A 25,852-nucleotide genomic window follows, 5' to 3' on the forward strand; every position below is an offset into this window, starting at 1 on the left:
AGCCTTATCGGCCAGACTTTTACCAGAACAAGCAAGAATACAGTCGCAACCGCTTCGACGGACGGTACAGCACGTCCGCGACACAAGTCCTTGGGAGGATGTATTTAATGACTGATAAGGCTTGGAAATCCGTACTCAGCTTAAGCGTCGCAATGAGCAGCCTGACCGTCAGCATGGCGGCGATGGCACAGGGGACAGACGGCGAAATCATCGTCACGGCTCGCCGCACCGAGGAACGACTGCAAGACGTTCCTATTTCAATCACAGTGTTCAACCAGGAGCAGCTGCAGAAGCGGAACATCGCGGTAGCTTCGGATCTGGCAGTCTACACCCCATCTCTTTCGGTTAATACCCGTTACGGCCCCGAGAAGGCCACCTTCGCCATCCGCGGTTTCAACCAGGACGCAGCCGCAGCCCCGACAGTCGGTGTCTATTTCGCAGATGTGGTTGGCGTACGCGCCCAGGGCGGCACCGCCAGCGGCAGCACTGTTGGCGCAGGGTCGTTCACCGACCTTCAGAACGTCCAGGTTCTGAAAGGCCCCCAGGGAACACTCTTCGGCCGCAACACCACTGGCGGCGCGGTGTTGCTCGTACCGCAGAGGCCGACGGACAACCTCGAAGGATATGTCGAAGGCACATACGGCAACTATGACCAGAAGCGCGTTCAGGCCGCACTGAACGTGCCGCTGGCGGATACCTTCAAGGTTCGCTTCGCCGTGGACCGCAACAAGCGCGACGGCTACATGCGCAATCGCACCGGAGTGGGGCCGGACGCATACAACGACGTAGATTACTTCTACGGACGCATGAGCATCCTGGCTGAACTGACGCCAGAGCTCGAGAACTACACGATCGCGACGTACAGCAGCTCCGATACTTATGGCTATGCCAATCGCTACGAGAGCTGTGATCGCAATCCGGTAAGCCCGTTCGAAATCGATCCCCGGACTGGGCAGCGTGGCAATCTGCCTCGCTACTATACGTCCTTGGCAGCCTGCGATCAGATCGACCGGCAGGCGGCTCGCGGCGATGGCCCGCTGGATGTAGAGGTTCGCAACCCCAACCCGGGCATTAAGCTCGACTTGTGGCAAGTGATCAACACGACCACATGGCAGGCAAGCGACACGATCACGATCAAGAACATCCTCAGCTACGGCGAGTACCGCGAGAAGGCCGCGTTCAACCTTTACAGCGATAACTTCTTCGTGCCGGACACAGGAGTCACACGCGCGCTTGCGGCCAACGGGGGCCCTGCTCCTGGCTCTCCCTTTACTTATATCCGGCTGGGCACCCAACCCGGGTATGACGCCGCCGCCGGATCCACCACAGTGGAAGAACTCCAGCTGCAAGGCCGTACTACCGATGGCAAGCTCACCTATGTCGTAGGTGGCTATCTCGAGTTCAGCCGCCCTCTCGGCTGGAACCAGCAACGCACAGGAATCTACGGCAACTGTGCAGATCCCGGTACTCTGGACTGTCAGGGCGGCCTTCCGTTGGTTCCCCTGCCGGCGGGCGCCCTCTTCCCCGGATCTCCTGCATTTACGCTGCCAGGCGCGATCATTTCAGAGTCCCGCACGAGATTTGCGTTTGATAACCACGGCGTATTCGCACAGGGCACTTACAACTTTACCGATCAGCTGGCTCTGACGCTGGGCGGTCGCTGGACGTTCGACAAGATTGACGGCTATGCCGAGAGCAACCGGTACCTGTTCGCCACTCTTCCTGCCGCGTTTGGTGGATCCACACGGTTGTTCCAGCGCGTCTGCAACGACAACCTCAATCATCCGACGGTTAACCTGATTACGAATGGCGGCAACACCGCAGCCTGTGGCACGAACATCGTCAACAAGTCGAATAAGCCGACGTGGCTGGTTGGGCTCGATTACAAGCCGACCCCCGACTGGCTGCTCTACGCCAAGTATGCTCGCGGGTATCGTCAGGGCGCCGTGAACTTCACAAATCCCGGCCTTGAGACAGTGGGGCCCGAGAAGCTCGACTCTTTTGAAATCGGTTCCAAGCTGTCATTCCGCGGCAGCGTTCCGGGCTATTTCAACCTGGCCGCCTTCTACAACGACTTCTCTGACCAGCAGATCTTCGGCGCTCTGGTAGCGAAGCCGGACAGCGGCCTTTCGGGGGGCGCGGCGCTGATCAACGCGGGCAAATCGATCATCAAGGGTATCGAAGCGGACGCCGGCATCACGGCGTTCGAGATGCTGCGGCTCAGCGCGAACTACACCTACCTGGACACAGAGCTCAAAGAACTGGTTCCGCCGACGTTGTCGCCGGACAGCCCATTCGAGGAGATCATCCCGCGCGGCGAGGTTGGCGGTCCGCTTACCTATTCGCCCAAGCATCGCCTGACCTTGTCCGGCGACGTCATGCTGCCGGTTCCTGAGACTGTCGGCGATGTCACGCTGGGTGCGATTTACACCTACACCTCATCGCAATACGTCGACGGCAACGTCAGCATCCCGTCTTACAGCCTGCTCAACCTGAACCTGGCGTTCAACAACATCGCTGAAAGCGGTATCGACGTCGTCGGTTTCGCGACCAACATTACCAACAAGAAGTACCGCATCACCTCAGGCGGCGGTTTTGAATCCTCCGGCATTCAGGACTTCGCCTATGGTCAGCCGCGGATTTACGGTGTGCGCGTCCGCTACAACTTCGGCCGCTAAGCAACAACAAGGACCCGCTTCGTGACGGAGCGGGTCCACTTTCGGCTACCGAGCCGACTTGGGCCACGCTCTTACGAGCGTGGCCTCTATTTTTTCTCACACTACGCCAAGCAGCGCATGGCTCTCATGCCTGGTGACCGCCTTGCCCAAGCGATCGGTGAACTGCACCGTAATCTGCGGATCGACACGACGGGTGATGCTCCAAAGGTAAAAGCCGTAGATTGCAGCCTCCCGATATTGCGACCATGCCTCGTTTTCGTCCGGCATCTCCAATCCATGTCCGCGCATCATCGCAAGGTATTCGCGAAGTAGCTGCCGCTCGTCCCTTTCTGCCACCTGCGTGGGCAACACCGCATTCAAGTGATAGGCCAAATCGACCGCCCAACCGCCACGCTGTAGAAGCTGCCAGTCGATCAGGCCCGCCCCTTCCGCAGTACGAAAGATGTTTCCGGCATGCGCGTCGCCATGGATCATGAACTGGCGCCGCTGCCCGTCGCGTGCCGCGAGTTCCTTCATCGCCGCCACCAATCGTCGGGCGTCACGCACATGGGGTGAAAGGTTGTCGCCCCGCGGCCCATCCAGCAATTCCTGCAGCATTTCCGGCGTGACGTACGTCATTCGTGACAGTTCGGCTGCGCGAGGGCGGATCCAGTCGGCTCCTCCTAGAAAACCGCTGCGGGCGTGAAGCTTCGACAGTTCGGTCAAGCTCTGCAAGGCTTCATCTGCGCTGAACGGCTCGAGCGCGGAGCAGAAGCGCGCGCCGTGTGTGATCAGATCACGCATGATAATGACGGCTTGTTGCGCCTCACGGTCGATCACGGCGGACACACATTCCGGGACGCGCATGTCCGGAATGGTGGGGGCGACCTTGGAATAGAAGTCGGCTTCCAGAACGCAAGTCGGCCCTCCGCGGGCGGTCATCTCGTCGACGTCGAGCAGCCCCTTGAGACAGAAGCCGTGCCTCTTCTCCGATCCGGAGAAGGTGACAGCAAACCGTACTTTGGTGGCTACGGTCCGGATTACCTCCACCTGCTCCACTGACGTAACAGCGGCGCCGCCAGAGACATCCGCGAGAGCTTGGCTGAGCCATGCCCGATCTAGTGCCTCTTCAAGCGTCGCTGGCACCGTGACTTTCGGCTGCGCCGGACTTTGGCGCGTGATTGTAGTTGGCATGCTTCTCCCCTCTCGTTCGGCGCAAGAGCGCTTGACCCAATTCGCCATTTCGTTCCATGCTTCGCAATAGAGAATTCTTGCGCTCGGGAAAACGCTCTTGCGGTCGCCCGATAGAGACGAGGGACATGGGAAGAGGCATGGGTAGACCCCTGGAAGGCATCAAAGTCGTAGAAGTGGCGATGTGGGCTTTCGTGCCCGCTTGCGGCGGCATGCTCGCGGACATGGGTGCGGACGTCATCAAGATCGAGCCACCGACCGGCGATCCCCTGCGCGGGCTGCAGATCGGCAATACCAATACCGGCAGCGGCCGAGCGATCGATTACTCTTGGGAAAGCTACAACCGGGGGAAGCGCTCGATCACGCTCGACCTCAAACAGGCAACCGGACGTGAGGTGCTGTGGAAGCTGCTGGAGGATGCGGATGTCTTCCTGACCAATCTGCTTCCCCGTGCGCGGCGCGCGATGGAGATCGATGCGGATTCGATCCGCAAGCGCTTCGCGAACCTGATCTACGCCAGCGGTAGCGGCGTAGGGCCGACCGGGCCGGAGATGGAAAAGGGCGGGTACGATGCCATCACCTTCTGGGCGCGTGGCGGAATTTCCTCCTCGCTGACCGATCCTGATGCGCCGCATCCCGTAGGACCTCCCGGGCCCGCATTTGGCGATACCCTGTCGGGCTCGATGCTGGCGGGCGGCATCTGTGCTGCAATCGCCAAGCGCGCGCTGACGGGTGAGGCGAGCGAAGTCGACGTGTCCCTGCTCGGCACCGCCATGTGGTCGATGCAGCGTTACATCTGCCAGGCCACCGCCGATGACATCGACCGCTTCCCCAAACCTCCTGCCGACAAGCCGAACAACGTGCTTGTCAGCAACTATCGCACGTCAGACGGGCGGTTCCTCGCGCTTTGCATGCTGCAAGCGGACAAGTACTGGGGGCCGCTGATGCTGGCCGCCGGACGCGAAGACCTCGCCAGCGATCCGCGCTTTATCGATGCCAAGGCCCGGCGCGAAAACCTCGACGCCTGTTATGCCGAAGTGAAAGCCATGTTCGCCGACCGCCCACTGGCAGAATGGAAAGACATTCTCGCGCGGCAGGAAGGCCAGTGGGATGTCGTGCAGAACGTCGGCGAAATGAAGGACGACGTCCAGGTTCAGGCGAACGGCTACCTTAAGCACGTCGACTACGGCGACGGCTCGACGATCCCGATGGTGAGCGTCCCCATGCTGTTCGACAAGCAGGCCCTTCCTTCCACGCGCTCGCCAGAGCTGGGCGCCGACAGCGATGCGATCCTTGCAGGGCTGGGGTATGACGAAGACGCCATCATCGATCTCAAGGTTCAGGGCGTCGTCTTCTGATGAGCGATGCGGCCAAGGACACCGGCGCAGCGCCTCCGCCACGCAAGCTGCCGCTGCTGGAGCCGGATAGCGCGTTCTACTGGACCGCGGGCGCTCAAGGTCGGATGCTTATCCAGCGCTGTACACCGTGCGGCACTTGGCAGCACCCGCCCCTGCCCCGCTGCGCCCGGTGCGGCAGCGAAGACGTCGCGCCCCAGCCGGTCTCGGGCCAAGGCCGCGTGGCCAGCTACACGATCAATTACGAGCGCTGGGTGCCGGGACTGGAAGTGCCCTTCATCTTCGGCGTCGTGGAGCTTGAAGAGCAGGCGGAACTCTACGTCTTCACCAACGTCCTTGCACCGCTAGAGAGTGTGAAAGTCGGCCTGCCCGTCGAAGTCGAGTTCGAGCAGCACGAGGATGTGTGGCTGCCGATGTTCCGCCCGCCTGAAAGCGCCCTGGGAGACGGGGCATGACGCTTTACCCGGAGAAGCAATGTGCCATCACCGGCGCCGGGCAGTCCGAAGTCGGACGCCCCTCCTCCCGTAGCGCGCTGCAGCTTACGGCCGACGCCTGCCTTGAGGCGATTGCCGACGCCGGGCTCAAGCCCTCCGACATAGACGGCATCGCGACATATCCGGGCAAGTCTTCCGAAGGCGGGGGCATTGCGCCGGTCAGTCCCTCCGAAGCGGCGACCGTGCTCGGCATCGATCCCAAGTGGATCCTCGCCTCGGCCGAGGGCTTCAGCCACATGGCCCCGATCTTCAACGCCATCACCGCCATCGCCTGCGGCTTGGCGCGCCATGTCATCGTGTTCCGCTCGGTCGCGCAGGCGCAAGCGCGCTTGAAGTCACGCGCCTCCACGCTGATGACGGGCAGCCGCAATCGAGTGGACGGCAACAACGCCTGGACGGTTCCGTTCAACGCGCTCTCTCCGATCAACACCTTCGCGCTCTACGCCCAGGCTTACTTCGAGAAGTACGGCGCCAATGAGCAGCAGCTCGGTGCTATCGCGGTCAACAATCGCGCGAATGCGATGCACAACCCCAATGCGGTCTATCGCAAGCCGCTGAGCCTGGACGATTACCTCGCCAGCCGCGTCATCTCCTCGCCACTGCGGCTCTTCGACTGTGATTCCCACATCGACGGGTCGACTGCGATCATCGTGTCCAGCCTCGATGCGGCCAAGGATCTCAAGAACCCGCCTCTTCGGTTTGAATCGATCGGCATGTCCATCGGCGGGCTCTGGGTCGGCAAATTCGAAGGGGATTTCACCCATCTGGCAGCGGACAAGGCGGGTGAGATGCTTTGGTCGCGCACCGATCTGAAGCCTGCCGACATGGACTGTGCGCAAATCTACGACGGCTTCTCGATCCATGTGTGGATGTGGATGGAGGCCTTGGGCCTTGTCCCGCAGGGAGAGGCCTGCCGCTTCGTGGAAGGTGGCCGGAGGATCGCCATTGATGGCGAATTGCCGCTCAACACCGGCGGGGGGCAACTCTCCGCCGGGCGCTTCCATGGCTATGGCCACATTCACGAAGCGACGGTCCAGCTCTGGGGCCGCGGCGGAGGTCGGCAGGTCCCAGACGCCCGCACCTGCATCGTTTCGAACGGAGGCTACGGGTACGGCGCGATGATCCTGCGCCGCGACTAAGCGCCACCGCCCCGCGCCGATCTCCTTGACTAAACCATTCAGAACTGCGATAATCAATTCACTATTTCGAATTACATTAAAGATGGAGTTGGGAGATGAGTGAAGCAGATCCGGCCATCAAGAGTGCTGGCGCAAGCGAATGGACCTTGGGCCCCATCTTCGATGCCGACGCCCACATCGATCCGCCGCACGACATGTGGAAGAGCTATCTTCCCTCGCACCTGAAAGACCGGGCGCCGTATATCGAGCACGCGGAGGAAGGCGATTTCATCGTGTTCGAGGGCAATCGCCGCCCTTTCATGATGATCAACAACCAGGCAGGCCGCGAAGGCAAGAACTTCAAGATGCAGGGCCGCCTGGCAGACCAGCGCAAGGTGTGGGAGCCTTCGCAGCGTCTGGCCGATATGGATGCGGACGGCATGGACGCCGCCCTGCTGTTCGGCGGCGGTCCGCTCGGCACCACCGACAACGAACTCTACGTGGCGAGCTATGAGGCTTACCAGAACTGGGTGCTGGACTTCTGCTCCGCCGCGCCAGACCGCCTGTTCCCTGTCGGTTACGTGCCCATGCGCGACATTGACGAGACGTGCGAGCATGTCGCCCGACTTGCCAAGAAGGGCTTCCGTGCCATCAACCTTCCGGCCTTCCCGCAGAACAAGAATGCCTGGGAGACGTCTTCCGGCATCAAGAACCTGAAGGAAGGACAAGTCTCGGCGCTGACGGGCGACCCCAAAGGCGCGCTGCAGTACTCTGACCCCGCGTTCGACAAGCTGTGGAAGACGGTATGCGACCATAACGTCATCATCACCTTCCACTTGGGCGCTCGCGTGCCGCGCTTCGGCCAGAAGGAATACTTCCTGGCGGACATGCCGATGAGCAAGCTGGCCATGGCCGAGCCAATCGGTATCTTCATCTACAATGCTATCTTCGACCGCTTTCCCGATCTTCGCATCGGCTCGATGGAAAGCGGCGTGGGCTGGTTCGCGTGGTTCGCCGAGTACAACGACCGCACCTGGGAGAAGCAGCGCTTCTGGACGGAGTGCCCGATCAAGAACCCGCCGAGCTACTACATGGACACAAACGTCTTCGGCTCGTTCATTCAGGATCGGACGGGCATCCTGTGCCGCAACCTGCCGGGCGGCAAGAACATCATGTGGTCGTCGGACTATCCGCACTCCGAAACGACCTTCCCCCGGTCGCGCGAGATCATCCTGCGTGACTTCGCCGGCGTGCCCGACGACGACATCAAGGACATCATCAATAACAATGCACGGAATCTGCTCGGCCTCTCCTGAGGCCGAGGCGCGATACAAAGAACAAAGAAAATGAATAGCCGAGGGAGACGGCGTGGCGACAGTTTCAGACATCCCGGCGCGCGCTAGCGCCGGCTCATCACGCGTAGGCGGAGCGGCGATCTTTGCGCTGCTGCTGCTCGCGGCGGCAAACCTGCTCAACTACCTCGATCGCTACATCGTCTCGATCCTTGCGGAGTCGATCAAGGCGGACCTGGGCCTGGACGACGCACAACTCGGGTTCCTTCTGGGCACCGCCTTCGCGATCTTCTACTCGATTGTGGGTATCGCAATGGGCGGCATCGCCGACCGGCTCAGTCGCAAGAAGGTGATGGCTTTCGGGCTGGCCTTATGGTCGGCCATGACCGCGCTTGGCGGTGCGGCGACCAGCTTCGCTGGCCTTGCTGCCGCTCGCATTGGCGTCGGGGTAGGCGAGGCAGCCGCCAACCCCTGTTCTCACTCACTGCTTTCAGACGTGTTTCCTGCCCGAAATCGCTCGCTTGCGCTCGGTGTCTATCTTGCAGGCACGTTCCTCGGTGGCGCATTGGCCATGGCAGTTGGCGGATACTTCCTCCAGCACTGGTCTACTTCGATGTGTACCGCCGTGCCCATCGCGGGCGCATGCGATCTTGCGGCATGGAAAGCGGCCTTGATCTGCGTAGGCCTGCCCGGCATTCCTCTCGCGCTTCTGCTGCTCACCATCCGCGAGCCGGCACGCGCCAAGCCAGCTACGTCTAGGTCGACAGGCGTCATCATCCGCGAATTCTCGGCAGCACTGCCGCCGTTCACATTGTGGACGGTCCTGCGTGAAGGCGGCCGACCGGCGCTGGGACGCAACTTGCGTCTGCTCGCAATGGTCACGGTGGCGGCCGCGCTTCTCGTCGCAGTCACCGGGGACTATGCGCAATGGATCGCATTCGGCGTCGGAACTTACGTCGTCGTAACGTGGGGCCAAATCCAGGCGATGCGCGATCGACCGCTGTTCGCTCTAACGTTCGGAGACCGCACGTTCGTCTACGCGATGACCGCCACGGCCCTGATTGCCTGCGTCGGCGGAGCGGTGAACGTCTGGGCAGCGCCCTTCGCCATGCGCACTTACGCCATGAGCCCCAGCGAACTGGGCGCAAGTCTTGGCATCATTCACACTCTTGGCGCGATTCTGGGCGTGATCAGTGGCGGCTGGCTTGCCGATGCCTGGAAACAGAAAGACGCTCGCGCGCCTTTGGGCATGGGCGCCATCTCGATCTGCGGCTCGCTTATCACCGTACCGATCATGCTGCTGGCGACGGACATCACGGTGTTTCTCACCGCCTATGCCGCAGTCAGCCTGGTGGGGGCGATGTGGAGCGGAGCGACGGCGGCATTGGTGCAGGACCTGGTTCTGCCGCGCATGCGAGGCTCCGCAGCCGCATGCTATTCGCTCATCGCCATCGTGGTGGCTTCAGGCACGGGGCCTTATTGGGCTGGCAAAGTCAGCGCGGTCACCGGATCGCTGACGGCCGGAATGCTCAGCCTGCTCGTGCTGGCACCCATCTCACTCGTCTTTCTGTGGCTCGCCTCTCGCAGGCTACCGCACGAGACACCGGAAACCCGCCTCGCGCTTGCTCATGCAGCAGGTGAGCCCGTCGAAGGCTGAAAGCGCCGGAGTCCTCCCCGCGTTCGGCGGGGAGGGCGCTCCAGCCCTGAGCCTTCCTGAAGACGCTCAGCCCACTTTCAAGCGTTTTGCCATCATTCGCGCGTCCATCATCGGAGTGCCGCGCAAGTGCCCCAGACGCACGCCGGTGCAAGTCATCTTGAACTCGGCGAAGTCCTCGTACCATCCAAGCCCATCCGCCGACTTGCCGCTGACCACTTCCCACAGCGCGACCGTCTCTTCATGGCGCCCCATACCTTCCAGCGGTGCGCCATAGGTAGACTTGGGGCCATGCATCGTCTCACTTAGCACACAGAACCAGGCAAGGTCGTGCAGCGCGCCGCCAAGCGAAGGCTGCTCCCAGTCCATGACAGCGACAACCTCGAACGCTTCATCGAACATCATGTTGCCAATCCGCGCGTCGCCCCAAACCAGACCCTCCGGCTGGTGCTCTGGCCACTCGGCCTCAAGACGGGCTAGCGCTGAACGCAGGATCGGCTGCGGCTCGACCTCCTCCAACCAGTCGACGAAGCGGCAATACTTGTCCCATTCCTGCGCCAGGCCGCGACGAGCGCCTTCTGGACCTTCAAGAAACTCCAGCCCCTCCAGAGGGACTGTCTGGATCAGGGCGAGTTGAGTCACGGCGTTGCGCCAAAGCGTCTGCCGCTGCTCCGGCGTGGCTTCGGCCAGCCAGCCGCTGCGAGCATAAGGTGGAATGCTCACCGGCACGCGCCCCTGCTTCTTCTCCATCACGAAGAACGGCTTGCCGAGGACGCCAGCATCCGCTTCGAACCAGAGCGGCTTCGCGACGCGCACGCTGCCACCATCGGATAGCGCCTTCATGATGCGGTACTGCTCTTCGAACAGGGTGTCCGGGAAGACGGTAAACTTTTCCGGCCTGATCCGCAGCACGCAACCCTGGATGTGTTCTTGCCCGCTCTCATGCCAATGCGCGTCGAACAGGATCGTCTCGTGCGACTGCCCCGCTCCTCTCGGGTAGGCGAGATTCTCGATCCGCACCTCACTGGCGTTCGGCAGCCGGCGCGAAAGCCAGTCTGCCAAGTCACGTGAGAGATCGTCGAGATCGCGTGTCTCGGGGGCTACGATAACGTCGGACATAGAGGCTCTCCCAAACCTATTGTTCGAAATATAGAATTTGTTTTCGAATAGGGGTATGGGATACGATTGCGCAGCCGCCCGGTCAAGCACGGGCGGCCGGAGATGGGCCTGTCAGTCTTCTGTGCTGCTGGCGCGTCCTGATAAGAAGTCGGAAACGCGCTGGCAGGCGTCACTCAGCCGCTCTCCCGCTTCGCGGACTTGCGCGCCAGTCTGCAGGTCCCGAAAACCTGCCATGAGCAACGAGATCGAAACCCGATCCCTCGCGTCGTAAATAGGCGCCATTACGGCAGCGAGCGGGTAGCGGTCTTCATCCGAAAGGGCGAGCAGAGGCGCAACCGGCGGATCATCGGCGGCACTGCGCAGAGCGCTGGGCGCATTGCTGAAGCTATGATCGACGCCCGCTGCGCGGATCAGAGGAAGATACCCGTGCTCCTGCACAAACCGAGTGCCCGCCTGCAGAGTGTTACGGCGTTCCTCGTCTGCATTCGGAATGTTGCGATCGAGCCAAGCCTGCGCCTCTTTGGGCGTCTTGGCGAAGAACACGATTGCCTGCACCGTGGTAATGGGCATGCGGATACCCAGCGGCACCGGATAGCCGACGTGGTTCGCTGACGCGGCCCGCTCGCGCAGGTGCATCATGTCGCCTTCCATGAAGTAGGCGCCGCACACCACGTCGAACTCATCCGCAATGCTGCGCATCTCGGGCTGTGCGACCTGAAGCGGGGAGAAGTGCTCTGCGGCCGTGCGTCCTATGGCCGCGAGCGCAGGACCCAGCACATAGGTCTTGTCGCCGGTCCGGTAGAGATATCCCACGTCCACCAGCCCGGTAAGCAGCGCATGGCAGGTCGCACGGCTGAGCTTCAGCGCGCGTACAAGGTCCGTCAGCGCGAAAGCCTGACCAGGGTGGTCGGCGATGAAGTTCAGAATGGCGGCGACGCGGCGCACACCAGGGGAAGACCGCGACATACAACCTTTCGCTATTTCGAACTGGCGGTAAGTCGTTGTATCCTACGCGTCAATACCGCCTCGCCTCACTTCCGCTCGCCTCTTTGGCGATCCCTCTTTCAGTGTTTCACTCCCGGCCGAGACGCTGCGCCATCATCCGCACCAGTTCACGTCGGGCCACTTTGTTGCTTGGCAGCAAAGGCACGTCCTCGCGCGCCAGTGCGACGTAAGCGCGAGGCACCTTGTAGCTGGAGAGCCGCCGGCGCAGCGTGGCCTCGATCTGATCGAAGTCCAATTCGGCGCCATCTCGGGGCACCACAGCGGCGACGAGCAGATGCCCCCGCTCCGTATCGGGCAGGCCAAGCACATAAGCATTATGCACGCCTTCGAGCGACTGCATCTCCATCTCGACCTCAGCGGGTGAGACATTCGAGCCCATCGTCTTGATCATGTCACCATTGCGGCCAACGAAATGGATGCGCCTTCCCTGGGGGCGATCTTCGATCTCGCACAAGTCGCCAGTCTTGAAGTAACCGTCCGGCGTGTAATAATCTTGCCGTTCCAGCTTATGCAGGCCAGTGGCGACGGGATAGCCGCGCAGCTGCATCTCGCCGACTTCGCCAGCGCCTACCGGTTGGTTATTCTCATCGGCAATGCGGACCTCGTAACCGGGCGCGATATGATCCATGGGCGCACAGATCGGGCGGCCCGGAACCCGGAACTCATCGCCGTGCGAGTAGGGGCCGAGCGTCTCACTCATGCCGAGGCCCCACCATGGCTTGGGTGCCTTTGAGAGGAGCGCCAGGTCTTCATCCGAAGGCACAGAGCCAAAGGCCATCCGACTGTTGCTGAGCGTGCGCTCCGTGCAAACGGTGATCGCCCCAACCTCCCAGTTCGGAACCAGCCACATCATCATACCGCCCACCCAGAACATCGGCATCATCGCCTGGGATTCCTTCCCACGCTGCGGCCCAAGCATCTCGACAAGATAATGGCTGCGGAACAGCGCGGGTCCGTGATTGTGCTTCACCCCTTTGGGCAAGGCCATCGACCCGGATGTGTAAATCTCCACCAGCTGATCGGTCGTGTGTACCTCTTGCTCGACTTCGCGCAGGAGGTCGTCGCCCACGCTCTCCGCTGCCTTCGAAATGAAATCCATGCTGCGAAACGCGGGTGGTAGATTGTCCCCGTGCGAAACGATCCAGCGCAGGTAGGGCACGCGCGCCAAGCGCAGCTCCGGACTGGTCGCGTCTGCAAGCTCCGGCAGCGCGTCGCAGAGGCGCTCGACGAAATCCTTGCCCAGCAGTTCGCGCTGCACGTAAAGCCCATGGATATCGGACTGGCGCAATACCCGCACCAGTTCATTGGAGCGGATCATCGTGCTGATCGGAATCGCGATCGCGCCGATCCGCGCAGCCGCCGCGAACCAGATCGCGAAGCGAGGGCCGTTCCCGCAGATGAAGCCGATGCGGCTCCCCTTGCCCACTCCCAGAGCCAGCAATCCCCTGGCAATCAGAGCGGATTTCTCATTCAGTTCGGCGAATGTGGCGGACTCGTCAGGAATGGAGGCGTCGCGAAGCACGATCGCAGTCTCGTCACCGTAAGCCGCAGCCGCAGAACGTACCAGTTGCGGAAATGTCTTTGCCTGGCGGGGATCGCTCAGCGCGGCGGGCTCCTGACTCACGGATGCATCCTCTTCTTTTTTCTTCTCTCAGTCGGCGAAGGTGATCGCGCCCTTTAGCGAAGCCAGTCTCCCCACGTGAAGTTGGTTCTAGCTACAAGGCGTGATCGCACGGAGGAGTAGACTCGTCAGTCGCCTTTGCAAACTTTTTGTCACCAAAGCGAACTGTGCAGGTCGTCAGCTTTCGGCAAAGGCGTAAGGCTGGGCTGGACGCCGGTAGTCGTCAGCAAGAATATCCCGACCGATCGGCGGCGCGGACCGCGCCTCGCACTCGGCCCTGTGACACAGCCGGCAAGTCACGCCAATCGGAGTTGCAGGACGCTGATCCTGCTCTTGTGCATAGACGAGCCGGGAGGCCTCCTCTGCCGCGCAGCCCAGAGCGATGGCACGCAATGTTCGGACGCTACCATGGCGCCCCCCGCCCGTGCTGACGGTCCGCGCGATCGAGAAAAAGCGCTGGCCGTCGGGAAGCTCCAGCCACTGCGTTGTGACTTCCCCGGGGCGGCGGAACACCTTGTGCACGGTCCACAAGGGACAGCCCCCCCCATGGGCGGCGAAGGGGAATCCGGCGCCATCCAGCCGCTTGGAGACGTTCCCCGCCTCGTCCACCCGCAGGAAGAAGAATGGCACTCCCTCCTGACCGGGCCGCTGCAGGGTCGTGAGCCTGTGCGCCACCTGTTCGAAGCTTGTTGCGAAGGAAGCGGCGATCGCCTCTACGTCGTAGCGGCGCGCCTCCACTGCGCGCGCGAAGCGATCATACGGCATGAGCAGCGCCGCTGCAGAGTACGCTGCAAGTCCGCGCCGCACCAGCGTCTCGGCAGTCTTGCTGGAGAACGCCTCCTCGCGAAGCACTTGACCGATTTCTGTGCGCAAACTGGAGTAAGCGATATGCAGTGAAATCTGGAAGCTTCGGGTTTCGGGCCGCAGCGTGTCGGCAATCAGCAACTGCTGGTTATGACGGTCAAACCGCCGCACGGCATTCACGAGCACCTCGGGAGGCAGAAAGCGGACGCGCACGCCTTTCTTGGCGAGATACCGCGTTGCCCCCCCTTCCTTATCAATCTCGGCGGCCAGATCCTCGGCGCGGCGATCAAGCAAGTCGATATAGTTGCGCCGGGCCGCCAGGAAGCGCTGCGCCTCTGCCACGGGATCGTGCCCCTCCGCTTGGCTCAAGTCCGCGCGCTGCTCTGCCAACGCCTGCTGCTCGCGGGTGTAGGCTCCATGGAGCCGCAGCAGGGCCTCGGACACGCCCGGAAAGCTGGTTGCCAGGTCCGAGATCTCGAGTGGCGGCAAGTCGATGTCCGAAAAGATCGGATCGCGCAGCACATCCGCAATGCGGCGCGCGTAGTTCTCGCCATCCTCGCTGGCGAGGTCCGACACATCCAGACGGTAGGTTCGCGCCAGCCGTAGCAGCAAGTCCGCGGTCACCGGTCGCTGATTGCGCTCCAGCAAGGCGATGTAAGAGGGCGAGATACCAAGATCGTCCGCCATCGTCTGCTGCGTGAGGCCAAGTTCGCGGCGCAGCCTGCGCAAGCGCGGCCCAAGGTAGAGGGGGCGATTTCCAGCCATCGGCCACACCATTGTCACGTCCGCACAACTTTACAAGGAACTTCTGTAAAGTTTGACACGGCGACTCCGGGAGCGGTTCCGTCGACCGCCCGTCGCACTTAGGTCCGGCACACGCACTTCATCAACTTGAGGATCCGACGTGACCTATCAGCAGACCATAGCCGAAGCCGGCAAGACCATCGGTACCGAACCCAGTTGGAACGGCATCGAGGCCGAGTCCGTGGCCCGCATGCGCCTGCAGAACCGTTTCCGTACCGGCCTCGACATCGCGAAGTACACCGCCAAGATCATGCGCGCCGACATGGCTGCCTATGACGCCGATCCTGCCAACTACACGCAGTCTCTGGGCTGCTGGCACGGCTTCATCGGCCAGCAGAAGCTGATCAGCATCAAGAAGCACTTCGGCACCACCAAGGGCCGCTACCTCTACCTGTCCGGCTGGATGGTCGCCGCCCTGCGCTCCGAATTCGGCCCGCTGCCCGATCAGTCCATGCACGAGAAGACCTCGGTCCCGGCGCTGGTCGAGGAACTCTACACGTTCCTTAAGCAAGCCGATGCCCGCGAACTCGGCGGCCTCTTCCGCGAACTCGATAAGGCTCGCGAAGCCGGGGACGAGATGGAAGCCAAGCGCCTTGAGCACGCCATCGACAACTACGAGACGCACGTCGTTCCGATCATCGCCGACATCGACGCCGGCTTCGGCAACGCCGAGGCGACGTATCTGCTCGCCAAGAAGTTCATCGAAGCAGGCGCCTGCTGCCTGCAGATCGAGAACCAGGTCTCCGACGAGAAGCAGTGCGGCCATCAGGACGGCAAGGTCACCGTTCCGCACGAGGACTTCATCGCCAAGATCCGCGCGATCCGCTACGCGTTCATGGAAATGGGTGTCGACGATGGCCTGATCGTCGCCCGTACAGACTCACTGGGCGCTGGCCTGACCAAGCAGATCGCTTTCACTCGCGAAGCCGGCGACATCGGCGACCAGTACAACAGCTTCCTGGATTGTGAGGAAGTCAGCAGCGTCGGCCACGGCGAAGTTCTGATCAGCCGCGACGGCAAGCTGATGAAGCCCAAGCGCCTGCCTTCGAACCTCTATCAGTTCCGCACCGGCACCGGTGAGGACCGCTGCGTACTCGATTGCATCGAATCGCTGCGCAACGGCGCCGACCTGCTCTGGATCGAAACCGAGAAGCCCCACATCGGTCAGATCGGCGGCATGGTGAACCGCATCCGCGAGGTCATTCCCAATGCCAAGCTGGTCTACAACAACTCGCCCAGTTTCAACTGGACGCTCAACTTCCGCCAGCAGGTGTTCGACGCCTGGACCGAAGCGGGCAAGGACGTGTCCGCCTACGACCGCACCAAGCTGATGAGCGTGGATTACGACGGCACCGAACTGGCGGACGAGGCCGACGAGCGCATCCGCACCTTCCAGAAGGACGCGGCGCGCGAGGCGGGCATCTTCCACCACCTCATCACCCTGCCGACCTATCACACCGCCGCGCTGTCGACCGACAACCTGGCCAAGGAATACTTCGGCGACGCGGGCATGCTTGGCTACGTCAAGGGCGTGCAGCGCCAGGAGATCCGTCAGGGCATCGCCTGTGTCCGCCACCAGAACATGGCCGGCTCTGACATCGGCGACGATCACAAGGAATACTTCGCCGGCGAAGCCGCGCTGAAGGCGGGCGGCGCCCACAACACGATGAACCAGTTCGCCGCCTGACAAGCAGTCGGGGCAGCGGGTGCCGCTCGCTGCCCCAGCATCACAAACCACGCGGTACGTCCCGCGCGCGAAGGAAAGGATACCTGCTATGACCGACATGGCCACTCAGACCGAACCGAGCCGCGCCCGCGCGGTACTCTCGAATGAGGACTTCAAGCTTCTTCAGGAAGCGGTCCTTTTCTACATCAAGGCGCACGAGGACGATCCAATCTCGTCCAAGTACTCCAATCTCTATCACCGCCTCGGCAGCGCGATCCGGCGCTGACAGAGGAACGCTCCCGCGAAAGGGAGCGCACATCCGGTTTCCTGGGGAGGAAAGCCGCGGCCCGCCGTGCACCAGCGCGGCGGGCCCTTTCGCATCGGCACGTGTCTCAAGCGTTGCAGCTATCGCGCTACACGAACGTTTGCATTTCGCATCCTCACGCATGAAGCTGATGGGTGTCCAAGAGGCAGACTGCTCAAGATGCGAATTTCCGGCGCACCAGCGACAGCACACATCAATGCAATCGGCACCGCCCTGCCACCCCACGACGTCCATTCCGCCTTTGACGGCCTCATCGGCCATATGCTTTCCGGCAGACGGGAGCGGGCAGTGTATCAACGAATGGCAAAGCGATCGGCAATCGAGAGCCGGTACTCTTTCGTAGAGGCCATCGCAGCCGAAGACGGCGCTGTCAGCGATAGTGAAGGCATCTACACCCGCGGCAGTTTCGCGAGCACTGCCCGCCGTATGGAGCTTTACGAGCGCTGGGCTCCTGAACTCGCTCTGCAAGCGATTGCCGAACTCGATGACGACATCGCGACACAGGGCATTACCCACGTAGTGGTTGCAAGCTGCACCGGCTTCATGGCTCCCGGCTTGGATCAGGTTCTCATCCGCCGCACGGGAATCGACCCCTCCGCAGAACGCACGCTGGTGGGCTTCATGGGTTGCTACGCGGCCGTGAACGCGTTGCGCCTAGCGCACCATCTCGTTCGCTCGACCCCCGAAGCGCGGGTGCTGGTGGTGAATGTCGAGCTGTGCACGCTGCATCTTCAGGAGACTGAGGAGGTCGATAAGCTGCTGGCGATGCTGCTCTTCAGCGATGGCGCCACCGCCGCACTCGTGACAGCTGAACCCACGGGGATTGCCCTCAGCGACTTTCGCGCGGTCGCGATCCCCGGCTCGGATGAACTCATCACCTGGCGGATCGGTGATCAGGGCTTTGCGATGCATCTGGATGGCCAAGTGCCCATTCGGATCGCAGAGGCATTGGCGATCGAGCGCAGCCGCAACGATCAAGACGGCATCTTGCGCGGCCAATCGCCCGAAGACTACGATCTCTGGGCAGTGCACGCGGGGGGACGGTCGATCCTCGACGCAGTGGAGCGCGGACTGGAGCTTCCCCCGGAGGCGCTTCTGCCATCCCGCACCGTCCTGCGCGAATGCGGCAACATGTCCTCTGCCACTTTGATGTTCGTGCTGGCGCGAATGTTGGCGGCTCGCAAGGAAGGCGATGGCGAACGTCCGGGTTTCGGGATGGCTTTCGGCCCCGGCCTTGCTGCCGAGACCTTCCGCTTCAGCCTGCTTTGAGCATGCCCGACCTGCGTCAGCGTTCGCTGGCTCCCGAACTGATGGACGGAGACGACGTCACTCTGGAGGCATTTTCCTCGTGCATGGCAGACCTCGCCCAGGTCAACAGCGTCACGATGGCGCGCCGCCCTACCCTCGCCTTCATCAAGCGCGCTCTCGATCGCATGCCGTCTGGCGCATGCCCGGTCATCATGGACGTTGGCTTCGGCGCAGGCGACATGCTCCGCAGCGTGGCACGAATGTTGAGGCGCAGAAAGCGCCAGGTGAGACTCATCGGGGTGGACCTGAACTGGCGCAGCGAAGCAATCGCACGTGCGGCGCCGGATCCTGAGCTCGGCATTGAGTGGTATACGGGTGACGCGTACGATTGGCGGGACGAGAGAGCACCCGATCTGGTGATCAGCTCGCTCGTTACCCATCACATGGATGATGACGAGATCGTGCGCTTCCTCGCCTGGATGGAGAGCACCGCCAAGCACGGCTGGTTCATCAACGACCTGCACCGCCATGCTCTCGCGTGGCACGGCTTTACCGCCATGGCGGCTCTGGCGCGCTGGCACCCGTTCGTAAGACATGACGGCCCGCTTTCCATCGCGCGCAGTTTCCGGCGCGAAGACTGGGAGCGGCTACTCAGCCGCGCTGGTGTGAATACCGCGACCGTATGTTGGCGCTTCCCCTTTCGGTACTGCGTAGAGCGCCTGCGGTAATGAAGCCGATCATTGTCCTGGGCGGCGGTCTGGCCGGCGCAAGCGTGGCGGCACGTCTGGCCAGAGCGGGGCATGCGGTAACCGTCCTGGAGCGGGAGACAGGGCCGCACGAGAAGGTCTGTGGCGAGTTTCTCTCGGTAGAAGCCTGCAGCGACCTCGAGACGATGGGCCTAGATGCGCACAGGCTGGGTGGCGTTCCGATCGACCGCGTGCGCGTGCACCACAGGGCTCGCAGCATCGAGGCGAAGTTGCCCTTTCTGGCGCGCGGACTCAGCCGCGCAGTTCTGGACGAAGCGCTTCTCCAGCTGGCATCCCGGTCTGGCGCCGACGTGCAGCGGGGGGTCCGGGTGAGCGGAGTCGACGGGCGCAAGGTTCTCACTTCCGAAGGCGCGTATGAAGCGGAGCACATCATGCTCGCCACGGGTAAGCACGATCTGCGAGGTCACGCCCGCAGCACTCCTGCCACCAAGGACGGCTACATAGGCTTGAAGATGCACTGGCGGCTTTCCCGTTCCGCATTGGAGGCGCTCGGCCCGGCAATCGAGCTGATCCTGTTCGATCACGGCTATGCAGGTCTCCAACGCGTAGGCGCGCGCGATGCGAACCTGTGTCTGGTGATCAGGCGCGATCGCTTTGCCAATATTGAAGGCGGATGGGACGGGCTGGTCGCCTCCCTGATGGGAGAGCCGGGACTGAGGCAGCGGCTCAATGATGCAGAGCCTCTGTTCGCGAAACCACTAGCCATAGCGAACCTGCCCTATGGCTACATTCACCAGCCCCAATCGGATGAGCCAGCACACCTGTGGCGTCTAGGAGATCAGGCTGCGATGACGGCATCGCTGACCGGCGACGGAATGGCAGTGGCCTTGCGCAGCGCACGCCTCGCAGCTGACTGCTTCCAGAGAGGCGCGAGTAGCGCGGCTTTTCAAGCCCTGCTTGCCCGGCATGCTGGCACGCAGGTTCGACGCGCCATGCGTCTGCAGCGGCTTTCAGAGCGCCCGCTCGCCCTCCGTCTGGGTCTGCTCGCGGCAGAACTTTGCCCCTGGCTCCTGGCCAAAAGCGCTGGCTTCACGCGTTTGCCGAGCTACCCCCACGTGGTATGACCGCTTGGCGCGGAAGGTTCCCAAAAAATTAACCAGTGCGCCCTAGCAATTTGCTCGGAATATTGGGGCGCAGATGAAACTCGAACTCGATGAAGGCGCTCTGGCCGGCGCCGTTGACATGCACGCCTTCCAGTCACTGGAAGAAGCCATGAAGGCGGCCACTCGCGCCGAACAGCGCCTGCGCGAAGCCATCGACCTGTTACCCCAGGGCATCGTCTTCCTCGATGCAGAGGGCCGATACATCCTTTGGAACCAGCAATACGCAGAGATCTACGCCGTTTCCGCTGACCTGCTGGCGCCCGGCGTGCGATTCGCCGACACGCTGCGCGTCGGGGTTCAGCGCGGCGACTATCCCGAAGCAGTCGGGCGCGAGGAAGAGTGGCTGCAGGAGCGGCTGGCGCGCATGGCGGCGCCGGCTTCCAGGCACGAGCAGAGACTCGCAAACGGACGCCGGATTCTCATTGAGGAACGCCAGACGTCCGATGGGGGCACCATCGGCTTGCGGGTAGACATCACGGAGCTGCGGGAGAGCGAAGAGGCGTCTCGCCTCCTCTTCGAACGCAATCCGGTCCCGATGCTTGTTTACGATCTGGACAGCGGCCGCATTCGCTCGGCAAACCCCGCTGCGGCCGAATACTTCGGCTATCCGCTAACGGAACTTCAGGGTTGTGCCGCCCATACCCTGTTCACTGAGTGCGAGTGGCCCCGGGCAGAGCACATGCTGTCCTTGGACTTCAGCGAACAGAGCCAGGCCTGGCAGATGCGAAAAGCAAACGGCGAAATCACGGAGGCGGTGATTTCGACGAGACTTTCGCAGCTCGAGGGCTACGCCGCGACGATCATCTCGGTTTTCGACATCACTGCCCGTCGCCGTATCGAGCAGCGCATGGCGTATATGGCCCGGCATGACGAGCTGACCGGGTTGGCCAACCGTACGCATTGTCGCGAACATCTGCGCCACCTTCTCGAGAATGCGACAGGTGAAGAGACGGTGACCCTGGCCCTCATCGACCTTGATCACTTCAAGGCAGTAAACGACACGTATGGGCATCACTTGGGCGATGCCCTGCTGACCGACGCTGCTCGCCGGATGCGCGAACTGGTCCCGGCAAGTTCGCTCCTGTGCCGCATAGGGGGGGATGAGTTCGCCCTCATATTCAGTCGATCGAGCCGCACTCAGGCGGAGATCGTGTCACGTTCGATCATCACCGCTCTGTCTCAGCCTTTCCTGGTCCAAGGCAATGTGCTGCACATCGGCGCGACCGTAGGCTTCGCAACCTCGCCGTACGACAGCAGCGACCCTGAGACGCTCTTGAGATATGCCGATCTGGCGCTCTACGCCGCCAAAGCGGAGAAGCGTGGTACATGTCGCAGTTTCGAAAGCGGGATGGACGCAGCCGCGCAGGAGAAGACGCGGCTTGAGATCGACTTTCGCAAAGCACTCCAGAACAAAGAGCTGCGCATTCACTATCAGCCGCTCGTAAACCTAGAGAGTGGCGCCATCGAAGGTTATGAAGCCCTGCTGCGTTGGCACCATCCGGTACGTGGGGACATCTCGCCGGATGTTTTCATACCTCTCGCCGAAGAGATGGGCCTTATCGAGGCGGTGGGCCGCTACGTGCTCCAGACCGCCTGTCGCCAAGCGACTGACTGGCCTGAGCACATCAAGTTGGCGGTCAATGTCTCTCCGCTGCAATTTCGCAACGGGAACCTCATCAGCACAGTGATCGGCGCTCTCAGCGCCGCGAACCTGCCGGCCGAGCGCCTCGAACTGGAAATCACCGAAGCTGTGCTGATGGAGAAAGGCCCCCGTCCCGCAGCCATTATCCGAAACTTGCGTGCGTTCGGCATTGGCATTTCGCTCGATGATTTTGGCACCGGCTACTCCTCGCTCAGCTATCTTCTGAACTACCCTTTCACGAAGATCAAAATCGACAAGTCATTCATCCTGAAACTGCAGCATGAGGACAGGTCGCGAGCAGTCATCAGAGCCGTTATTGGCCTCGGAAAGAGCCTGGGACTTACGGTTACGGCCGAAGGCATAGAAGACCCCTCGGTTCGCGACTACTTGCGCGACGAGGGTTGCATGCAAGGGCAAGGCTTCCTTTTCGGACGTCCTGCCGCAGCAGAAGAGCTTTCGGCGCAAGCGTAGCTCCGTCCTGCCGAGTGTTTGCGCCGGACCAGCGATAAACCTGCAGCCTACGTCCGCTTTCCCCGTTGCGACTTGACGCCCTTGGTCGATCCGGCTTGTTCAGCCGGACGGACGCAAAACGATGACGGGAACCGCTCACGCATGCCACGTATCGCCACGCTCACCATGAATCCCACGATCGACGTCTCGTATGACGTCGCGCGGGTCCAGCACACCCACAAGATGCGCACAACGAACGAGCAGTACGCACCGGGTGGGGGCGGCATAAACGTCGCGCGCGTGTTCAAGCGTTTGGGCGGAGAGGCACTCAACTTCTATCTTGCCGGCGGGGCTACGGGGCCGACGCTGGAGCGACTACTGTCCGAGTTCGGGCTGGGATGTTGCCGCATACCCATTGCGGGCACGACCAGGATCGCCTCTGCCGTGCATGAGCTGGAAACCGGGAAGGAATACCGATTCACCCCTTCCGGACCGACAATCAAGGAGTCGGAGTGGCAGGACTGCCTGGACTCGCTGTCCGCCGCACTGCCGCTCGACGCGCTAGTGCTTTCCGGCTCGCTGCCGTCTGGAGTTCCTGCCGACTTCTACGCCCGTGCGGCCGCAGTCGCCCGCGAAAGTGGAACCCCTGTCGTTCTCGACAGCTCAGGCGATGCGCTGGCAGCTGGGCTGGAGGCCGGCGGTCTGCTTCTGGTGAAGCCCAGCCAGGGTGAACTTGCCGCTCTGGTGGGTCGAGAGCTGGAAGGCATCGAAGAGATCGGCGTCGAGGCCATGCGCTTCGTCGAAGCCGGCAAAGCGCGGCTGGTTGCAGTCACTCTGGGGCACCGGGGCGCCGTGCTCGCACGCGCTGAAGGGCCATCCTTCCTTCCCGCCCCTGAAATCGAGGCCAAAAGCGCGGTGGGCGCTGGCGACAGTTTCGTTGCGGCGATGGTTCATGCGCTAGCGAACGGGCGCGATGAACTTGAAGCGTTTTGTTTCGGAATGGCCGCGGGGTCAGCCGCAGTGCTGTCTCCAGGCACGGGACTTGCCGATCCCGAAGATATCCAGCGCCTGCATGCGCAGATCTGCGGAGGCTAAGTTCGAGCTACCGCTTCAGGCTATCACAGCGCGGTAGCAGAATTCCCAGATCGCGTCGGCGAGCTCCTTCCGCTTGCCCAGATCGGGCACACCGCCCTCCTCCGCAAGCAACTCGACGTGCAGCGTTGCAGCAACGAAGTTGTAGAGTAGGCTCGCCTGCAGGCGAGCATCGCAGCTGCGCAAGGTTCCCTTTTCTACCCCAAGAGCAATCTGCTCGGCTATAAGGGCGACGAGCGGACTGATCGCCACTTGCAGGTCCTGCGGCCGGGACTCGGCGAGCCGTAAGTGCTCACGACTCAGCGCTGCACTGCGACGTCCTGCTTCTGTGCTGCCAAAACCAAGTTGACCAAGCACGAGCCCGGTTACGATGCGACGCAGTGCCTCAACAGGGTCGCCTGCCTTTTGCGCCTCGATACTGAAATGGTCTGCGGCGAACCTCAGCGTCCGCTCGAAAACCGCAAGAACCAGATCATCCTTTCCGTCGAACTGCTCGTAAAACGCGCGTCGGGCCAAGCCGGAGCGCGTGAGCACAGCTCGGATCGTCAGACCCTCAAGGCCATTCTCGTCCAGTAATTCATTCGCCGTACGAACAAGCAGCTGCGTGCGTTCGACTTTGTCGTCGCTACCGAAGCTGCTCGTTTCCTGTGAGATGATGGTTGCCATGCAGCCAAGAGTTACGCTCGATCACAAATCGGGTCCAGCGTGAGTTGATCCACCTCAGGGAGAAGAATGCGCGACGCACCACACGAGTTGACTTCACCGGAGTCGCCGTCTAATGTTGAGAACAGCGTTCTCATAGGAGAGAAAGATGCCAAAGGTTACGTACGTCACTCACGATGGTCGCAAGACGGAGGTCGACGTGCCGGTGGGCGAGAACATCATGCGTGGTGCGCTCTACAACGGAATAGAAGAGATCGTCGGCGAATGTGGAGGCGGTCTCTCGTGCGCGACCTGCCACTGCTACATCGACGAGGAATGGACCGATAAGGTTGGGCCGCCCCCCTTGGAAGCTGAGGCGGAATTGCTTGAGTCCGCTGCGGCCGAGATACGCCCGAACAGCCGCCTAAGCTGCCAGGTGGATGTTACCGAGGCGCTGGACGGCTTGGTCATCCACATGCCCGAGACCCAGTACTGAGCTGACGAAGGGGAGGAAGAACATGCCTATCGACGCCGCCAATCCCGTACCGCCGACACTGCCGCGCCGCGCTGGTGTCGATCAGATCCCCGCGCATGTCCCTCAGGATATGATCCGCTCCGCGGGAATCACGTTTGGTCCGGAGTTCCTTAAAGCTCCACATGACTTCATGGCGAAGCTGCACGAAGAGTACCCGCCCCTGTGGTACGATGTCTCTCCGTTCGGCAACACCTGGAACGCGATCAAGCACGAGGACGCGCTGTTCGTACTGCGCCATCCGGAGATCTTCTCGAACGAAGGCGCCACACCGTTTCCGCGCGATCCGGATGACTACTTCTACTTCATCCCGATCGAAATCGATCCGCCGCACCACCGCAAGTATCGCAACATCGTCGATCCGCTCTTCAGCCCCAAGGGAGTGCTCCAGCTAGAGGACAAGATCCGCAAGCTGGCGAATGACCTCATCGACGAGTTCATCGCAAAGGGTGAGTGCGAGTTCACTGAGGAGTACGGTCGCCCGCTGCCGGTTTCTGTGTTCCTCGACATCATGGGCCTGCCCCAGTCGATGCGGGATACGTTCGTCTCTTGGGCTGTGGAGCTTCTGCACTCCAATGATCGCGCGATCATGGGCAGCGCCATGCAGAAGATCACGTCCTACCTCAAGGAAGCGATCGCCGAGAAGAAGGCGAATCCGGACGACGGTGTGGTCAGCCGCATTGCCCACGCAGCCCCGGACGGCGTGCCGCTTTCCGACAAGGAGATCTTCGGCTTCGTCTGCTTCCTGTTCATCGGCGGTCTCGACACGGTGTTCGCAACGCTGAACAATATCTGGCTCTACCTTGCCGAACATCCGGAGAAGCGCCGCGAGATCATCGAACGGCCAGATGATATCGACAAGGTGGTCGAAGAACTACTTCGCCGCTGGTCAGTGACGTTCTCCGGACGCGTACTTGCGCAAGATTACGAGATGCGTGGCGCCCAGATGAAGACGGGCGATCGCATCACCTGCGTGCTGCCAGCCTGCAACTTCGATCCCGACGTGTTCCCGAACCCGCTGGAAGTGGACTTCGACCGTCCTCGCAAGACGATCCTCGCCTTCACGGTGGGCGTGCACAGCTGCATGGGCGCGCACCTTGCTCGCCTGGAAGTGAAGATTGCGCTGCAGGAATGGCTGAAGCGCATTCCTGAGTTCTCCGTGAAGCCGGGGACGGAAATCGAATACCGGCCCGGCGGCGTCGTTGGTCCGGAGCACCTTCCGCTCGTCTGGTAAGCCGCATCGCGCCGCTTCGGCCACAAGCCGGAGCGGC

Annotated in this window: 21 protein-coding genes; 15 read left to right on the forward strand and 6 right to left on the reverse strand. The window is 61.9% G+C overall.

Translation table 11 applies throughout. The annotated features are described in order from the left end of the window. The first annotated feature begins 107 nt into the window (after positions 1-107). Positions 108-2,678: a TonB-dependent receptor gene (locus tag ABUH87_RS03525; protein WP_367769582.1), complete on the forward strand. Its 2,571-nt coding sequence runs from the start codon at positions 108-110 to the stop codon at positions 2,676-2,678. Between the two features lie 96 nt (positions 2,679-2,774). On the opposite strand, the gene ABUH87_RS03530 is transcribed toward ABUH87_RS03525, so the two are convergent. Beyond that, entirely contained in the window at positions 2,775-3,851 is a 1,077-nt protein-coding gene (locus ABUH87_RS03530; RefSeq protein WP_367769585.1) for a phosphotransferase, read from the reverse strand. Between the two features lie 137 nt (positions 3,852-3,988). Between ABUH87_RS03530 and ABUH87_RS03535 the strand changes: the two genes are divergently transcribed. From ABUH87_RS03535 to ABUH87_RS03555, 5 genes are all read left to right on the forward strand, one after another. After that, complete coding sequence (locus ABUH87_RS03535) at positions 3,989-5,206, forward strand: CaiB/BaiF CoA transferase family protein (protein ID WP_367769588.1); 1,218 nt, start codon at positions 3,989-3,991, stop codon at positions 5,204-5,206. Beyond that, a complete protein-coding gene (locus tag ABUH87_RS03540) occupies positions 5,206-5,658 on the forward strand; it encodes a Zn-ribbon domain-containing OB-fold protein (RefSeq protein ID WP_367769591.1) in 453 nt (150 codons plus the stop codon). The genes ABUH87_RS03535 and ABUH87_RS03540 overlap by 1 nt, the downstream gene beginning before the upstream one ends. Further along, complete coding sequence (locus ABUH87_RS03545; RefSeq protein WP_367769594.1) at positions 5,655-6,836, forward strand: thiolase family protein; 1,182 nt, start codon at positions 5,655-5,657, stop codon at positions 6,834-6,836. Before ABUH87_RS03540 ends, ABUH87_RS03545 begins: the two co-directional genes overlap by 4 nt. A 95-nt stretch (positions 6,837-6,931) precedes the next feature. Continuing rightward, positions 6,932-8,131 (forward strand): amidohydrolase family protein, encoded by a 1,200-nt coding sequence (locus ABUH87_RS03550; protein WP_367769596.1) that lies wholly within the window; start codon positions 6,932-6,934, stop codon positions 8,129-8,131. 52 nt (positions 8,132-8,183) lie between these two features. After that, positions 8,184-9,764 (forward strand): MFS transporter, encoded by a 1,581-nt coding sequence (locus ABUH87_RS03555; protein ID WP_367769599.1) that lies wholly within the window; start codon positions 8,184-8,186, stop codon positions 9,762-9,764. A 66-nt stretch (positions 9,765-9,830) separates the two neighbouring features. On the opposite strand, the gene ABUH87_RS03560 is transcribed toward ABUH87_RS03555, so the two are convergent. From ABUH87_RS03560 to ABUH87_RS03575, 4 genes are all read right to left on the reverse strand, one after another. Beyond that, complete coding sequence (locus ABUH87_RS03560) at positions 9,831-10,880, reverse strand: phosphotransferase family protein (protein ID WP_367769602.1); 1,050 nt, start codon at positions 10,878-10,880, stop codon at positions 9,831-9,833. Positions 10,881-10,991: 111 nt separating this feature from the next. Further along, on the reverse strand, positions 10,992-11,846 hold the full coding sequence (locus tag ABUH87_RS03565) for an IclR family transcriptional regulator (protein WP_367769605.1): 855 nt from the start codon (positions 11,844-11,846) through the stop codon (positions 10,992-10,994). Between the two features lie 106 nt (positions 11,847-11,952). Next, on the reverse strand, positions 11,953-13,509 hold the full coding sequence (locus ABUH87_RS03570; RefSeq protein ID WP_367769608.1) for a class I adenylate-forming enzyme family protein: 1,557 nt from the start codon (positions 13,507-13,509) through the stop codon (positions 11,953-11,955). A 174-nt stretch (positions 13,510-13,683) separates the two neighbouring features. Beyond that, on the reverse strand, positions 13,684-15,075 hold the full coding sequence (locus ABUH87_RS03575; RefSeq protein WP_367769611.1) for a helix-turn-helix domain-containing protein: 1,392 nt from the start codon (positions 15,073-15,075) through the stop codon (positions 13,684-13,686). Positions 15,076-15,214: 139 nt separating this feature from the next. Here ABUH87_RS03575 and ABUH87_RS03580 point away from each other — a divergent pair, with 139 nt between their 5' ends. The 7 genes from ABUH87_RS03580 to ABUH87_RS03610 all read left to right on the forward strand — a co-directional run bounded on the left by ABUH87_RS03580 (position 15,215) and on the right by ABUH87_RS03610 (position 23,410). After that, a complete protein-coding gene (locus tag ABUH87_RS03580; RefSeq protein ID WP_367769613.1) occupies positions 15,215-16,801 on the forward strand; it encodes an isocitrate lyase in 1,587 nt (528 codons plus the stop codon). Between the two features lie 88 nt (positions 16,802-16,889). Next, positions 16,890-17,066 carry a hypothetical protein gene (locus ABUH87_RS03585; RefSeq protein ID WP_367770367.1) on the forward strand — a complete coding sequence of 59 codons (177 nt, stop codon included), beginning with the start codon at positions 16,890-16,892 and terminating at the stop codon, positions 17,064-17,066. 198 nt (positions 17,067-17,264) lie between these two features. Then, positions 17,265-18,374: a type III polyketide synthase gene (locus ABUH87_RS03590; protein WP_367769615.1), complete on the forward strand. Its 1,110-nt coding sequence runs from the start codon at positions 17,265-17,267 to the stop codon at positions 18,372-18,374. Between the two features lie 2 nt (positions 18,375-18,376). Then, a complete protein-coding gene (locus ABUH87_RS03595) occupies positions 18,377-19,081 on the forward strand; it encodes a methyltransferase domain-containing protein (RefSeq protein WP_367769617.1) in 705 nt (234 codons plus the stop codon). After that, a complete protein-coding gene (locus ABUH87_RS03600; protein ID WP_367769620.1) occupies positions 19,081-20,184 on the forward strand; it encodes an NAD(P)/FAD-dependent oxidoreductase in 1,104 nt (367 codons plus the stop codon). The genes ABUH87_RS03595 and ABUH87_RS03600 overlap by 1 nt, the downstream gene beginning before the upstream one ends. 73 nt (positions 20,185-20,257) lie before the next feature. Continuing rightward, a complete protein-coding gene (locus tag ABUH87_RS03605) occupies positions 20,258-22,336 on the forward strand; it encodes a putative bifunctional diguanylate cyclase/phosphodiesterase (RefSeq protein ID WP_367769623.1) in 2,079 nt (692 codons plus the stop codon). Between the two features lie 141 nt (positions 22,337-22,477). Next, entirely contained in the window at positions 22,478-23,410 is a 933-nt protein-coding gene (locus ABUH87_RS03610; RefSeq protein ID WP_367769626.1) for a 1-phosphofructokinase family hexose kinase, read from the forward strand. 15 nt (positions 23,411-23,425) lie between these two features. On the opposite strand, the gene ABUH87_RS03615 is transcribed toward ABUH87_RS03610, so the two are convergent. Continuing rightward, positions 23,426-24,073: a TetR/AcrR family transcriptional regulator gene (locus ABUH87_RS03615; RefSeq protein WP_367769630.1), complete on the reverse strand. Its 648-nt coding sequence runs from the start codon at positions 24,071-24,073 to the stop codon at positions 23,426-23,428. Positions 24,074-24,218: 145 nt separating this feature from the next. Between ABUH87_RS03615 and ABUH87_RS03620 the strand changes: the two genes are divergently transcribed. Then, on the forward strand, positions 24,219-24,545 hold the full coding sequence (locus ABUH87_RS03620; protein WP_367769633.1) for a 2Fe-2S iron-sulfur cluster-binding protein: 327 nt from the start codon (positions 24,219-24,221) through the stop codon (positions 24,543-24,545). A gap of 22 nt (positions 24,546-24,567) precedes the next feature. After that, complete coding sequence (locus tag ABUH87_RS03625; RefSeq protein ID WP_367769636.1) at positions 24,568-25,815, forward strand: cytochrome P450; 1,248 nt, start codon at positions 24,568-24,570, stop codon at positions 25,813-25,815. The last annotated feature ends 37 nt before the right edge of the window (positions 25,816-25,852 follow it).

Source organism: Novosphingobium rhizovicinum (assembly GCF_040813635.1).
In the GTDB taxonomy this organism is placed as follows: domain Bacteria; phylum Pseudomonadota; class Alphaproteobacteria; order Sphingomonadales; family Sphingomonadaceae; genus Novosphingobium; species Novosphingobium rhizovicinum.

Bases quoted from the DNA above. Each gene is read 5' to 3' on its own strand.
- ABUH87_RS03565 (WP_367769605.1), bottom strand. From the start codon at position 11,846: ATGTCGCGGTCTTCCCCTGGTGTGCGCCGCGTCGCCGCCATTCTGAAC.
- ABUH87_RS03560 (WP_367769602.1), bottom strand. From the start codon at position 10,880: ATGTCCGACGTTATCGTAGCCCCCGAGACACGCGATCTCGACGATCTC.
- ABUH87_RS03545 (WP_367769594.1), top strand. From the start codon at position 5,655: ATGACGCTTTACCCGGAGAAGCAATGTGCCATCACCGGCGCCGGGCAG.
- ABUH87_RS03585 (WP_367770367.1), top strand. From the start codon at position 16,890: ATGACCGACATGGCCACTCAGACCGAACCGAGCCGCGCCCGCGCGGTA.
- ABUH87_RS03535 (WP_367769588.1), top strand. From the start codon at position 3,989: ATGGGTAGACCCCTGGAAGGCATCAAAGTCGTAGAAGTGGCGATGTGG.
- ABUH87_RS03620 (WP_367769633.1), top strand. From the start codon at position 24,219: ATGCCAAAGGTTACGTACGTCACTCACGATGGTCGCAAGACGGAGGTC.
- ABUH87_RS03540 (WP_367769591.1), top strand. From the start codon at position 5,206: ATGAGCGATGCGGCCAAGGACACCGGCGCAGCGCCTCCGCCACGCAAG.
- ABUH87_RS03600 (WP_367769620.1), top strand. From the start codon at position 19,081: ATGAAGCCGATCATTGTCCTGGGCGGCGGTCTGGCCGGCGCAAGCGTG.
- ABUH87_RS03605 (WP_367769623.1), top strand. From the start codon at position 20,258: ATGAAACTCGAACTCGATGAAGGCGCTCTGGCCGGCGCCGTTGACATG.
- ABUH87_RS03530 (WP_367769585.1), bottom strand. From the start codon at position 3,851: ATGCCAACTACAATCACGCGCCAAAGTCCGGCGCAGCCGAAAGTCACG.
- ABUH87_RS03575 (WP_367769611.1), bottom strand. From the start codon at position 15,075: ATGGCTGGAAATCGCCCCCTCTACCTTGGGCCGCGCTTGCGCAGGCTG.
- ABUH87_RS03610 (WP_367769626.1), top strand. From the start codon at position 22,478: ATGCCACGTATCGCCACGCTCACCATGAATCCCACGATCGACGTCTCG.
- ABUH87_RS03590 (WP_367769615.1), top strand. From the start codon at position 17,265: ATGCGAATTTCCGGCGCACCAGCGACAGCACACATCAATGCAATCGGC.
- ABUH87_RS03625 (WP_367769636.1), top strand. From the start codon at position 24,568: ATGCCTATCGACGCCGCCAATCCCGTACCGCCGACACTGCCGCGCCGC.
- ABUH87_RS03550 (WP_367769596.1), top strand. From the start codon at position 6,932: ATGAGTGAAGCAGATCCGGCCATCAAGAGTGCTGGCGCAAGCGAATGG.
- ABUH87_RS03615 (WP_367769630.1), bottom strand. From the start codon at position 24,073: ATGGCAACCATCATCTCACAGGAAACGAGCAGCTTCGGTAGCGACGAC.
- ABUH87_RS03525 (WP_367769582.1), top strand. From the start codon at position 108: ATGACTGATAAGGCTTGGAAATCCGTACTCAGCTTAAGCGTCGCAATG.
- ABUH87_RS03595 (WP_367769617.1), top strand. From the start codon at position 18,377: ATGCCCGACCTGCGTCAGCGTTCGCTGGCTCCCGAACTGATGGACGGA.